This window comes from Nocardioides sp. (assembly GCF_047606145.1).
In the GTDB taxonomy this organism is placed as follows: Bacteria; Actinomycetota; Actinomycetes; order Propionibacteriales; family Nocardioidaceae; genus Nocardioides.
Genome location: NZ_JASGET010000026.1, coordinates 1 through 12,725 on the forward strand (window position 1 = coordinate 1; position 12,725 = coordinate 12,725).

Annotated in this window: 13 protein-coding genes and 1 tRNA gene; 7 read left to right on the forward strand and 7 right to left on the reverse strand. The window is 70.8% G+C overall.

The window, feature by feature from the left end:
• The 5 genes from QM638_RS04585 to argS form a co-directional block, all read right to left on the reverse strand.
• On the reverse strand, positions 1–645 hold a 645-nt coding region (locus QM638_RS04585), incomplete at its 3' end, for a homoserine kinase (RefSeq protein WP_415140761.1).
• A gap of 3 nt (positions 646–648) precedes the next feature.
• Positions 649–1,752: a threonine synthase gene (gene thrC, locus QM638_RS04590; protein WP_415140762.1), complete on the reverse strand. Its 1,104-nt coding sequence runs from the start codon at positions 1,750–1,752 to the stop codon at positions 649–651.
• A complete protein-coding gene (locus QM638_RS04595; RefSeq protein ID WP_415140763.1) occupies positions 1,749–3,098 on the reverse strand; it encodes a homoserine dehydrogenase in 1,350 nt (449 codons plus the stop codon). Before QM638_RS04595 ends, thrC begins: the two co-directional genes overlap by 4 nt.
• A 73-nt stretch (positions 3,099–3,171) precedes the next feature.
• Positions 3,172–4,596 (reverse strand): diaminopimelate decarboxylase, encoded by a 1,425-nt coding sequence (gene lysA, locus QM638_RS04600; protein WP_415140764.1) that lies wholly within the window; start codon positions 4,594–4,596, stop codon positions 3,172–3,174.
• Between the two features lie 2 nt (positions 4,597–4,598).
• On the reverse strand, positions 4,599–6,278 hold the full coding sequence (gene argS / locus QM638_RS04605; protein WP_415140765.1) for an arginine--tRNA ligase: 1,680 nt from the start codon (positions 6,276–6,278) through the stop codon (positions 4,599–4,601).
• A gap of 84 nt (positions 6,279–6,362) precedes the next feature.
• Between argS and QM638_RS04610 the strand changes: the two genes are divergently transcribed.
• Together QM638_RS04610 and QM638_RS04615 are read left to right on the forward strand one after the other, a co-directional pair.
• A tRNA-Arg gene (locus tag QM638_RS04610) sits at positions 6,363–6,435 on the forward strand.
• A gap of 34 nt (positions 6,436–6,469) precedes the next feature.
• Positions 6,470–6,679, forward strand: coding sequence for a hypothetical protein (locus QM638_RS04615; RefSeq protein ID WP_415140766.1), 210 nt, complete (start codon positions 6,470–6,472; stop codon positions 6,677–6,679).
• A 63-nt stretch (positions 6,680–6,742) separates the two neighbouring features.
• Here the strand turns inward: QM638_RS04615 and QM638_RS04620 are convergent, their stop codons facing one another.
• Both QM638_RS04620 and QM638_RS04625 read right to left on the reverse strand, forming a co-directional pair.
• On the reverse strand, positions 6,743–7,462 hold the full coding sequence (locus QM638_RS04620) for a cache domain-containing protein (protein ID WP_415140767.1): 720 nt from the start codon (positions 7,460–7,462) through the stop codon (positions 6,743–6,745).
• Positions 7,459–8,244 carry a FadR/GntR family transcriptional regulator gene (locus QM638_RS04625; protein WP_415140768.1) on the reverse strand — a complete coding sequence of 262 codons (786 nt, stop codon included), beginning with the start codon at positions 8,242–8,244 and terminating at the stop codon, positions 7,459–7,461. Before QM638_RS04625 ends, QM638_RS04620 begins: the two co-directional genes overlap by 4 nt.
• Before the next feature lie 97 nt (positions 8,245–8,341).
• On the opposite strand from QM638_RS04625, the gene QM638_RS04630 reads away from it, so the two are divergent.
• The 5 genes from QM638_RS04630 to QM638_RS04650 all read left to right on the forward strand — a co-directional run.
• On the forward strand, positions 8,342–9,385 hold the full coding sequence (locus QM638_RS04630; RefSeq protein WP_415140769.1) for an ABC transporter ATP-binding protein: 1,044 nt from the start codon (positions 8,342–8,344) through the stop codon (positions 9,383–9,385).
• A gap of 46 nt (positions 9,386–9,431) precedes the next feature.
• Positions 9,432–10,628: an ABC transporter substrate-binding protein gene (locus QM638_RS04635; protein ID WP_415140770.1), complete on the forward strand. Its 1,197-nt coding sequence runs from the start codon at positions 9,432–9,434 to the stop codon at positions 10,626–10,628.
• Between the two features lies 1 nt (position 10,629).
• On the forward strand, positions 10,630–11,502 hold the full coding sequence (locus QM638_RS04640; protein ID WP_415140771.1) for an ABC transporter permease: 873 nt from the start codon (positions 10,630–10,632) through the stop codon (positions 11,500–11,502).
• Complete coding sequence (locus tag QM638_RS04645; protein WP_415140772.1) at positions 11,499–12,287, forward strand: ABC transporter permease; 789 nt, start codon at positions 11,499–11,501, stop codon at positions 12,285–12,287. The genes QM638_RS04640 and QM638_RS04645 overlap by 4 nt, the downstream gene beginning before the upstream one ends.
• 250 nt (positions 12,288–12,537) lie before the next feature.
• Positions 12,538–12,725, forward strand: a 188-nt coding sequence (locus QM638_RS04650) for a 2-oxoglutarate dehydrogenase E1 subunit family protein (protein ID WP_415140773.1), incomplete at its 3' end; no start/stop codon positions are given.

Here is a 12,725-nt window from a genome sequence, read left to right on the forward strand (position 1 = left end):
CACCAGCAGCGCGGCCCGGCCGGCGTCCGCGGCGGCGTCCGCGTGCGGCACCGAGTCGGGCAGCAGGCCACGCGCGAGCGTGGTCCGTACGCCGGTCGGGGGGATGAAGACCACCGCGCTGATCCGCGGGTCCACCGAGCCGCGCACCGCGTAGAAGTCCTCGGTGCCGTCCTCGGCGCTCTCGCTGCCGGAGATGGTGAAGCCGCCGTAGAACGCCGGCGCCACATTGTCCGGGTGGCCCTCGATCTGCGCCGCCAGTCGAAAGAGCGCGTCGTCGTCGAGGATCAGCTCGCCCCCGGCCACCAGCGCGCGAGCCAGGGTCAGCCCGCCGACGATCGCCGCCGAGGACGACCCGAGTCCACGGGCATGCGGGATCACGTTGCGGCAGGTCAGCCGCAGCCCCGCGGGCTGGCCGCCGAGCGCGTCGAAGGCGGCCCGCATCGCGCGCACCACCAGATGCCGTTCGTCGGTCGGCACCTCATCGGCGCCGGCGCCGTCCACCTCGACCTCGAGTCCGGAGCCGATCACCTCCGCGCACAGCCGATCACGCAGACCGAGCGCCAGACCGAGCGAGTCGAACCCGGGCCCGAGATTGGCCGAGGTCGCGGGCACCGTCACCTCGACCGGACCGTCGGTGTAGGTCACGCCTCAGCCGGCCAGTCCGGCGGCCCCGGCGGCCGCGTCGATGTCGGCATCGACCACGACCTCGGGAACCGACCCGAACCACTCCAGTGCCGTCACGGTGTCCTTGAGCCCGTGGCCGGTCACGGTGATCACCACCCGCTGACCGGCATAGCTGCGGCCCTCGGCCAGGTCCTGCAGGAATCCGGCGACGCCGGCCGCGGAGGCAGGCTCGACGAAGACGCCGTCGTGGCGTGCCAGGTCTGCCTGGGCGGTCAGGATGGCGTCGTCGCTCAACGCGGCGAAGCCACCGCCGGACTCGGCGGCCGCCGCATCGGCGAGCTTCCAGGAGGCGGGGTTGCCGATCCGGATGGCCGTCGCGCGAGTCTCCGGATCCGGAAAGACCGTCCCGGTCACCAGCGGCGCCGCGCCCTCGGCCTGGAAGGCGCGCATCACCGGCCTGCGGGTCGCACGACCCAGGTCGGCGTACTGCTGGTAGCCCAGCCAGTACGCCGAGATGTTGCCGGCGTTGCCGACCGGCAGTAGATGCGCGTCCGGAGCATCGCCGAGCCGGTCCACGATCTCGAAGGACGCCGTCTTCTGGCCCTCCAGCCGGACCGGGTTGACCGAGTTGACCAGGGCGACCGGGTAGTTCTCGGCGAGACCGCGGGAGAGCCGCAGGCAGTCGTCGAAGTTGCCCCGGACCTGGATGACCTTGGCTCCGTGCACCAGCGCCTGGGCCATCTTGCCGGCGGCGATCTTGCCGGACGGGACCAGTACGATCGGGGTGATCCGGGCCTTGGCCGCGTAGGCCGCCATCGAGGCGGAGGTGTTGCCGGTCGAGGCACACACACAGGCCATGGCGCCCTCGTGCACGGCCACCGAGATGGCGGCGGTCATGCCGCGATCCTTGAAGGACCCGGTCGGGTTGTTGCCCTCGACCTTGAGCCACACCTCGGCCTGCCCGACCTCGGAGAGCCAGGCCGAGGCCACCAGCGGGGTGCCGCCCTCGCCGAGGGTCACCGCCGGGGTGCCGGCCGGGATGTCCAGCAGGTCGCGGTACTCCTCGATGACCCCACGCCACTGGTGGGTGCCGGGGGTCGTGGTCGGGTCGCTCACGATGGTGCTCACTCTGCTCCTTCGACACGCATCACCGAGGTGACGTCGCGGACACTGTCCATGGTGCGCAGGTGCTCGACGGTCGCCGAGAGCTGCGCATCGCGGGCCTCGTGGGAGACGACCACCAGCTGGGCGTCCTCGCCGCGGCCCTGCTGGCGCACGGTCTGGATCGAGACCCCGTGCTCGGCGAAGGCGGCCGCCACCGCGGCCAGCACGCCGGCACGGTCGTCGACGTCGATGGCGACGTGATAGCGGGTGATGGTCTCCCCCATCGGCAGCACCGCCCGGGCGGCGTACGCCGACTCCCCGGCGCCGCGGGTGCCGAGCACCCGGTTGCGGGCCACCGTGACCAGGTCGCCGAGGACCGCGCTGGCGGTCGGCGCGCCGCCGGCGCCCGGACCGTAGAACATCAGCCGGCCGGCGGCCTCGGACTCCACGAACACCGCGTTGTAGGCCTCGCGTACGCCGGCCAGCGGGTGACTGCGCGGGATCATCACCGGATGCACCCGCACCGCCACCGCCTCCTCCTGCGCCCCGTCGGTCCCGTCGGGACCCTCAACCGCGCGCAGCTCGGCGATGGCGAGCAGCTTGACCACACAGCCCATCTCGGCGGCCGAGGCGACGTCGGACGCACTCACCTCGGCGATGCCCTCCCGGTAGACGTCCGAGGCGGTCACCCGGGTGTGGAAGGCGAGGCTCGCCAGGATCGCGGCCTTGGCGCCGGCGTCGAAGCCCTCGACGTCCGCCGTCGGATCGGCCTCGGCGTACCCGAGCTCCTGCGCATCCGCGAGCGCCTCGGAGAAGCCGGCGCCGAGCGTGTCCATCTTGTCCAGGATGTAGTTGGTGGTGCCGTTGACGATGCCCAGCACCTTGGTCACCCGGTCGCCGGCCAGCGACTCGCGCAGCGGCCGGAGGATCGGGATCGCGCCAGCCACCGCCGCCTCGAAGTACAGGTCGCGGCCGGCCTTCTCGGCCGCCTCGAACAGGGTGGCACCGTCCTCGGCCAGCAGCGCCTTGTTGGCGGTGACGACGCTCGCGCCACTCTCCAGCGCGGCCAGGATCAGGCCCCGGGCGGGCTCGATCCCGCCGATCACCTCGACCACCAGATCGACGTCCGCGCGGGCGACCAGCTGCTCGGCGTCGGTGGTCAGCAGCGCGGCCGGCACGTCCACGTCGCGCGGAGCGTCGAGACGCCGTACGGCGACCCCGACCAGCTCCAGCCGGGTGCCGACTCGGGCCTCGAGGTCGGCCGCCTGCTCGATCAGCAGCCGGACGACCTGGGAGCCGACCACGCCGCATCCGAGCACGGCGACCCCCAAGCGGTCGATCGGCTTGTCACTGGGCTCCGCACTGCTCACGGCGCAAGGGTATCGGCGTCGGCCCCGCGCCGCCGAGTCGCGCTCTGTGGGCGGACACCCGGCATCGGCTCGATCAACCGACGTCGGTGGCCAACAGGTCGTCCTCGGTCTCGCGGCGGACCACGACCCGCGACTCCCCGTCCCTGACCACGACCACCGGCGGGCGCAGCGCGTGGTTGTAGTTCGAGGCCATCGACCGGCAGTACGCACCGGTGCCCGGCACCGCGACCAGGTCGCCGGGTCGGATGTCGCCGGGCAGGAACTCGTCCTTGACCACGATGTCTCCGGCCTCGCAATGCTTGCCGACCACCCGGGCGAGCACCGGCTCCGCCGTCGAGGCCCGGTTCGCCAGGGTGCAGGAGTAGTCCGCGTCGTAGAGCGCGGTCCGGATGTTGTCGCTCATCCCGCCGTCGACCGAGACGTAGGTGCGGCGCCGGCCGCCGTCGAGCGCGACCTGCTTGACGGTGCCGACGGTGTAGACGGTGCACATCGCCGGGCCGACGATGGCGCGACCCGGCTCGATCGAGAGTCGCGGCTCGGCGATCTCCAGGTCCCGGCACTCGTGCGCGACGATCTTGCCGAGCTCGGTGGCCAGCTGGGCCGGATCGGAGGGGTCGTCCTGGGTGGTGTAGGCGATGCCGAAGCCGCCGCCCAGGTCGAGCTCGGGCAGCTCGACGCCCAGCTCGGTGCTCACCTGCGCCTGCAACGCGAGCACTCGCCGCGCCGCCACCTCGAAGCCGGCCGAGTCGAAGATCTGGCTGCCGATGTGGGAGTGCAGTCCGAGCAGCGTGACGCCGGACGACGCGAGCAGCCGCCGGACCGCCTCGAAGGCGTCGCCCGAGGAGATCGAGAAGCCGAACTTCTGGTCCTCGTGCGCGGTCGCGATGTACTCGTGGGTGTGCGCCTCCACGCCGGCCGTGACGCGCACCATCACCCGGACCTCGCCCAGGCCCGGGTCCGCGGCGATCTCCGTCACCCGGTCGATCTCGTCGAAGGAGTCGACCACGATGCGCCCGACTCCGGCGGCCACGGCCCGGCGCAGCTCGATGGCGGTCTTGTTGTTGCCGTGGTACCCGATCCGGGCCGGGTCCAGGCCGGCCCGCAGGGCGACGCTCAGCTCGCCGTTGCTGCACACGTCGAGGCAGAGCCCCTCCTCGCCGATCCAGCGGGCGACCGCCGTACACAGGAAGGCCTTGCCGGCGTAGTAGACGTCCCAGCGGTGCCCGTCGGCATCCGGGTCGGCGAAGGCCCGCCGGAAGGCGCGGGCGCGGGCCCGGAAGTCGTCCTCGTCGAGCACGTACGCCGGGGTGTTGACGTTCGCGACCAGCTCGGGGATCGCGATCCGGCCGATGACGAGCTCGCCGTCGCTCTTGTGGGCGGTGCGCGACCACAGCCGCGGCACCAGGTCGTTGACGTCGGCGGGCTGGCGCAGCCAGGACGGGCCGCTGAAGGCACCGGCGGCATGGGCCCAACCGGCCTCGTGGGTGGTCCCGGCCATGGTCACATCCGTTCGGGGGCGCCGACGCCGAGCAGCCCGAGTCCGTTCGCCAGCACCGTCTGGGTGGCGACCACCAGGACGAGGCGAGCGATGTTGACCGCGGTGACCGGCTCGTCACCTTGCGGCAGCATCCGGCACTCCTTGGTGTCGTACCACTTGTTGAACACCGACGCGGTGTCCTCCAGGTAGCGGGCGATCCGGTGCGGCTCGCGCAGCTCGGCGGCGCTGGCCACCACCCGGGGGAACTCGGCCAGCGCCCGCAGCAGCTCGCCGTCGCGCTCGTGGGCGAGCAGGGTCGGGTCGAACTCGTCCGGGTCGCTCAGGTCGGCGGGCAGCGTCATGCCGAGGTCGGTGGCGTTGCGCACCATGCCGCAGGTCCGGGCGTGGGCGTACTGCACGTAGTAGACCGGATTGTCGTTCGAGGCCTTCGCCCACAGCTCCAGATCGATGTCGATCGGCGAGTCGGAGCTGTAGCGCGCGAGCACGTAGCGGCTGGCGTCCACGCCGATCGCGCCGACCAGATCGTCGATCCTGACGACGGTGCCCGCCCGCTTCGACATCCGCACCGGCTGGCCGTCGCGCAGCAGGTTGACCATCTGCCCGATCAGCAGCTCGAGGTTGACCCCGGGCTTGTCGCCGAAGGCGGCGCACATCGCCATCATCCGACCGACGTAGCCGTGGTGGTCGGCGCCCAGCATGATCAGGCACCTGTCGAACCCACGCTCGCGCTTGTCCAGGTAGTAGGCGATGTCACCCGAGAGGTAGGCACCGGTCCCGTCCGACTTGATGACCACGCGGTCCTTGTCGTCGCCGAACTGGCTGCTCGCCAGCCACCACGCGCCATCCTTCTCATAGAGGTTCCCGAGATCCTTGAGCCGCTGGACGGCATGCTCCACCGCACCGCTGCGGTGCAGCGTGTCCTCATGGAAGTACACGTCGAAGTCGACGCGGAAGTCGTGCAGACTCTGCTTGATCTCGGCGAACATCAGCTCGACGCCGGCCGCCCGGAACACCTCCTGCGGGTCGGCGGCCGCCAGTGCGTCGGGGTGCTGGGCGAGGACCTCGGCGGCGATGTCCTCGATGTACTGACCGCCGTATCCGTCCTCGGGAGCCGGCTCCCGCCTCGCCGCGGCGAGCAGTGATCGCGCGAATCGGTCGATCTGGCCGCCGTGGTCGTTGAAGTAGTACTCCCGGGTGACCTCGGCGCCGCTGGCGGTGAAGACCCGGCCGAGCGCGTCACCGACCGCCGCCCAGCGGACGCCCCCGATATGGATCGGTCCGGTGGGGTTCGCCGAGACGAACTCGAGGTTGATCTTCTCCCCGGCGAGCAGTCGGTTCCCGCCGTACGCCGCCCCCGCCGCCACGATCTCGGCGGCCACCTGCCCCTGGGCGCCGGTGTCGACGGTGATGTTGAGGAAGCCAGGACCCGCGACCTCCACCGCGGCGATGCCGTCGGAGGCCTCCAGCCCGGTCTTGATCAGCTCGCCCAGCGCCCGCGGATTGGTGCCCGCGCCCTTGGCCAACTGCAGCGCCACGTTGGTCGCGTAGTCGCCGTGACCCTTGGACCGGGGGCGCTCCACCGTCACGCTGGTCGGGACACCGTCGGCAAGGGTGAGCTCGCCCCGGTCGGAGAGCGCCATCAGGACGTCGATGATCGCGGTGGAGAGCTGGTCGGGAGTCACCCGTGCAGGGTATCGGTGCGAGCCGGTTTCTCTCACACCGATATCGACCTGTAGGGTTCTTCATCGCGCCGGTTCCCGGCGCATGCCTCCGTAGCTCAGGGGATAGAGCACTGGTTTCCGGTACCAGGTGCCGCAGGTTCGAATCCTGCCGGAGGCGCACGTCAACGCCGGTCACGCGCTAGGGTCCGGCCATGTCGCTCGCCCGGCTCGGTGCCATCGTGATGGCCCTCGCGGCGTCGGTCAACCTGGTCCTCGGCGTCGCCGGTCACTCCCGGCTCTCCGGGCCGGTCCTGGTCACGCTCAGCCGCGACCACGGCATCCACGCCGACGACCTGACCATCCTGCTGTGCTGGGCGCTGGTCATGCTGGGCAGCGTCGCGCTGTGGCGGCGGGGGCGTTAGCCGACCGCGTCGACCGGTGTCTCCTCAGACGGGGCGGTGAGCAGCGGGCGACGCGGCCCGCCGCTACCCCCAGCGGACGATCTCGATCGGCAGGTCGGCCAGCGCCGTACGCGAGTGCGCGGCGGCGAGCTCATCGGCATCCGCCCGCGTGCCGCACATCAGCGCGGCGGAGTTGCTGACCACCACCCGGCGCTCGTCGTTGACGACGGCGACCCGGCCGGGCTCGGCCCGCAGATGCGGCAGCAACCGCCGTTCCATCGAGGCCAGGCTGACATCGACTCCGGCGATGCCGACGAAGTCGATGTCGGCGTCGATGTCGGCGTCGATGTCTGTCTGGCCCCGCAGCACCGGCATCGAGAAGGTCAGCGCGTAGTCCTCGGTGCACATGTGGTCCACATACGGCCCGGTGACATGCGGACGACCGGAGTCGTGCGGCACCCGATACCACGCATAGCTGCGATAGTCGTAGAAGCCGAGCGCCGCCGGTTCGGTCTGGACCTGGAGTCGCTCGACGACCGCATCGGCTCGCGTGACGAACCACTCCAACCACCACTCATGGTCGGCCAGCAGGCCCGGTGCGGCCACGAACCCGGCCCCCTGGACCGCGCGCCGCTCCAGCGCCGGTCGCACCGCGGCCTCCACCTGCGCGACCATCGCACTCGTCGGCTCCGGTTCGTCGGCCAGGCCGGCCAGGGCCGCGGTGGCCGCCAGCCGCGCGGTGGCGAACGCCTCCTCGGCCACCTCCGCGAACGCCGTGGCGACCCGGTCCTCGCCCTTGCTCACGCCGTCTCCTCCGTCGGTTCCTGCGGTTCCTGCGTCGGTTCATCCGTCAGTGCGATCCGGTGCTCGATCAGCCGTGCGGTCGCGCTGGCGAGTCGCCGTTCGACGGCGGCCCGGGCGACCTCGGGGTCCGCCGACGATACCGCGTCGACCGTCGCCCGAACCTCTGCCACGTCGTCGGCGTGCGTGGCGTCGTCGCCGCTCACGAGCCAGAGCAGGACGCCGATCTCCGACTGCAGGTCGACCTCGGCCCGAAACAGCCGCGAGGACTGCGCGGCGACCGCGAGCAGCACCCGCAACCGGGCGTCCGCACGTCGACGAGCGCCGGCGTCGGGGGCCGCCGCGAAGGCGTCGGCGGCCTCGGCCAACTGGACCAGGTCATCGCTGCCGGCCCGCCGGGCCGCCAGCGCGGCGGCGCCACCCGCCACGGTCGCGTACAGATCGGCGAGGTCGCGCAGCTCGACCACGCTGAGCCGCGCGAGGTGCCGCCTGGTCGCCGTCTCCGCGGCGTCGGCCCTGGCCCGGACGAAGCTGCCGCCCCGCCGCCCCCGGCGGGTCTGGATCAGGCCCTCGTGACGCAGCACCGAGAGCGCCTCCCGGATGGTCGCCGTCGAGACGCCGTACGCCGCCGCCAGGTCGATCTCGCCGGGAAGCTGGACGCCGTCCGGCAGGATCCCGAGCGCGATGGCGTCGCCGAGCCGTCGACTGACGATCTCGGATCGTGCTCGCGGCTCCAGTGGCGCGAACACCGCAGCCGTCGCCTGGCCGTAGTAGTGCCGCGCCATCGACCACCCTCCCACGGTTGTGTACGGCGAAGTTGTTTACGGCGAACTTACAAATGCCCGTTGCGTTCATAACCTTTGATCTCATAGTTTATCGCTCATGGCAGCCGCCCCGTCCAGCCCAGCCGTGGTCCTGCGTCAGCTGCGTCGGACGTTCGGCTCGACGGTGGCGGTCGACGACATCGACCTCACCGTTGCCGACGGCGAGTTCTTCGCCATGCTCGGCCCCTCCGGCTCGGGCAAGACCACCGTCCTGCGCATGATCGCCGGCTTCGAGCAGCCCACCGCCGGCACCGTGCATCTGGGCGGGGTCGACGTCACCGCACTGCCGCCGAACCGGCGCGACGTCACCACCGTCTTCCAGGACTACGCGCTGTTCCCGCACATGAGCCTGCAGGACAACGTCGAATACGGCCTGCGCGTGCGCGGCATCGACCGGAACGCCCGCCGCAAGCAGGCCCTGGCCGCGCTCGAGATGGTGCGCCTGGACCATCTGGCCGACCGCAGGCCGCACCAGCTCTCCGGCGGTCAGCGCCAGCGGGTGGCGCTGGCCAGGGCGTTGGCGGTGCGACCGAAGGTGCTGCTGCTCGACGAGCCGTTGGGCGCCCTCGACCTCAAGCTGCGTGAGCAGATGCAGATCGAGCTCAAGGCCATCCAGCGCGAGGTCGGCATCACGTTCGTCTTCGTCACCCACGACCAGGACGAGGCGCTCACCCTGTGCGACCGGCTGGCGGTCTTCAACGACGGCCGGATCGAGCAGGTCGGCGACGCCCGCACGGTCTACGAGACCCCCGCCAACCGCTTCGTGGCGGGATTCGTGGGGACCTCCAACCTGCTCTCCGGCACGGTCGCCGAGCAGGTGGTGGGCCGTACCGGTACCTGGGCGGTACGACCGGAGAAGATCGCCGTGCTCGCGGACCCGATGGCCGGCACCACCGCACTCGCCGACGGCTCCACCGTGCGGGAGGCGACCATCACCGAGGTCGTCTACGCCGGCGCCAGCACCCGATTGTTGGCCGACCTCGGACCGGTGACGCTGACCGTGACGACGTTGAACGCCGCCACCACCGGCGATCCCATCGCCCGCGGCGACCGGGTCCGGCTCGCCTGGGCCGAGGACGCCCTCCACTCGTTGCCGGACTGAGCCGCCGGCGCGGAACACCTCTCGTCCCTTCCACCAGGAGCAGCAGATGAAGATCCGCATCAAGAGCGCCGCCGCCCTCCTCGGTGTCGCGGCGTTGGCGCTGAGCGCGTGCTCGTCGTCGACCACCACGACCAGCAGCGGCGGCAGCAGCGCCCACACGCCGCCGAGCGTCGCCGAGGCCGACTCGCTCGGCAAGGGCGAGGGCAAGGTCAACCTGATCGTCTGGGCGGGCTACGCCGAGGACGGCTCGGACGACCCGGGAGTCGACTGGGTGCATCCGTTCGAGAAGCAGACCGGCTGCCAGGTCAACGCCAAGGTCGCCGGCACCTCCGACGAGATGGTGCAGCTGATGCGCACCGGTCAGTACGACGGCGTCTCCGCCTCCGGTGACGCCACTCTCCGGCTGATCTACGCCGGCGACGTGGCACCGGTCAACACCGACCTGGTGCCCAACTACAAGACCATCTCGGGGTTCTTGAAGGACAAGAGCTGGAACTCGGTGGACGGCCAGATGTACGGCATCCCGCACGGGTGGGGCGCCAACGTGCTGATGTGGAACAAGTCGGTGGTCAAGAAGGCGCCGACGTCGTGGAGTGCGGTCTTCGACGCCGATTCGCCCTACCAGGGCAAGCTCACCGCCTACGACTCCCCCATCTACATCGCCGACGCCGCGCTGTACCTGGCGAAGACCGACCCCAGCCTCGGCATCGAGGACCCGTACTCGCTGACCCAGAAGCAGCTCGACGCGGCGGTCGCGCTGCTCAAGCAGCAGAACGCCAACATCGGCGAGTACTGGTCGGACTACACCAAGGAGGTGCAGTCCTTCGAGTCCGGCGCCAGCGTGATGGGCACCTCCTGGCAGGTGATCGCGAACCTGATCAACTCCGACAAGAAGGTCCAGGTCGGCACCACGGTGCCGAGCGAGGGCGCCACCGGCTGGTCGGACACCTGGATGATCTCGTCCGAGGCCCAGCACCCCAACTGCATGTACGAGTGGATGAACTGGATCGCCTCCCCGAAGGTGAACTACGAGGTCGCCAGCTGGTTCGGCGAGGCGCCGGCGCAGACCAAGTCCTGCACCTACGACGAGGCGTTCTGCAAGACCTATCACGCCACCGACGCCGCCTACGCCTCCAAGATCCACTACTGGACCACCCCGCAGACGCAGTGTGTGGACGGCTCGGGCGACGACTGCACCGACTACAGCGATTGGGTCACCGCGTGGCAGCAGATGAAGGGCTGAGATGAGCCTCTCCCCCGCGGCTCCGGTACGGCGGCGGCGCGCACTGCCCGCCGCCGTCCGGGGCTACCTGCTGCTGGTGCCGCCGCTGGCTTGGCTGGTCATCGCCTATCTGGGCTCGATGGCGGTGCTGCTGGTCAGTGCGTTCTGGAGCGTCGACTCCTTCACCGGCAAGGTGGTGCACGTCTCCACCACCGGGAACTTCCTCGCGGTGGTGCAGGACTCGCTGTTCCGCACCGTCACCTTGCGCACCGTCGGCGTCGCGCTGGCGGTCACGGTGATCGACGCCGTCCTGGCGGTGCCGATCGCGTTGTTCATCGCCAAGATCGCCGGGCGCCGGATGCGACTGGTGCTGCTGGTCGCGGTGACCACACCGCTGTGGGCGTCGTACCTGGTCAAGGCGTACGCCTGGCGTGGCCTGTTCGCCCCGGGCGGACCGCTGGACTGGGTCACCGGCGGCCACATGATCGGCTACGGGCTGAGCGCGACCATCGTCACCCTCGCCTATCTCTGGCTGCCGTACATGATCCTGCCGCTGGCTGCGGCGTTCGGCAGGGTGCCGGACTCGATGTGGGAGGCCAGCGCCGATCTGGGCGCCTCCGGGCTCACGACCCTGCGTCGTGTCGCGGCGCCGTTGGTCTTCCCCGGCCTCGCCGCCGGATCGATCTTCACCTTCTCGCTCTCGCTCGGCGACTACATCGCGGTCACCATCGTCGGCGGCAAGGCGCAGCTGCTCGGCAATGTCATCTACGGCCAGCTCGTCACCGCGAACGACCAGCCGCTGGCGGCAGCGCTCTCGTTCGTGCCGCTGGTGGTGGTGCTGATCTACCTGCTGGCGCTGCGCGCCACCGGCGCTCTGGAACAGGAGACGCGATGAGACTCCCGGCCGGCTTGCGCAACCTCATCACCGGTCTGAGCGTGGTGGTCCTGTTCTTTCTCTACCTCCCGCTGCTGTTCGTGGTGCTGAACTCGTTCAACACCTCGCGCACCTTCGCCTTCCCGCCGACCGGCTTCACCTTCGGTTGGTGGCGCGCCGCCGCGCACAGCAGCGGCGCCTGGCATGCGCTCGGTGCCACCGCGATCGTGGGGCTGTGCGCCGCCGGGATCGCGCTGGTGCTCGGCACGCTCGCGGCGTTCGCGCTGCAACGGTTCCCGATCTGGGGCAAGCAGCCGATCAGCCTGCTGATCACCATGCCGATCACCCTTCCCGGGATCGTCACCGGGATCGCCCTGTCGACCACCTTCACCTCGGTGCTCGGGATGAACCTGAGCCTTGCGACGGTGATCGTCGGCCACGCGACCTTCTGCATCGTGGTGGTCTTCAACAACGTCCAGGCGCGCCTGCGTCGCACCGGCACCGGACTCGAGGAGGCCTCCGCCGACCTCGGCGCCTCGGGGTGGCAGACCTTCCGGCTGGTGACCTTCCCACAGATGCGCGGCGCCCTGCTGGCCGGCGGGCTGCTGGCCTTCGCGCTGAGCTTCGACGAGATCGTCGTCACCGAGTTCACCGCCGGCCCGACCAAGACCCTGCCGCTGTGGATCTTCGACAACCTCTTCCGGCCCAACCAGGCACCGGTGATCAACGTGGTCGCGGCCGTCCTCACCGTGGTCGCGGCGATCCCGGTGTGGGTCGCGCAGCGGTACGGCGGCGACCAGACCTGACCCCACTCGCCGGCCCCGTTCCGGGCTCGGTCCGGCGGTCGTCGTGTGGCGCGCCTTACAGCTGGCCGCAATGTGGCCCTGGGCCGAGCATTTGGACCTCCGGGGGTCTAGCCTTGAGGACCGGTAACCCACACTGCACACGCGCGCAAATCCGGAAGAGGCGAATCAAGCCGTGTCATCAGACACCCAGTCCCCTCAGCCAGCCGAGACTCCGGCCGAATTCGGGCCGAACGAGTGGCTGGTGGAGGAGATGTACGAGCAGTACCAGTCGGATCCCACCAGCGTCGACCCGGTCTGGGTGAAGTTCTTCCAGACCAACCCGGCCCCCGGTGGCACGGCGGCCTCCCCCGGCTCCAACGGCACGGCGCCGACTCCGACCGCCCCGCCGGCCCCTGCCGCTTCCGCCGCCCCGGCACCTGCCGCTTCCGCCGCCCCGGC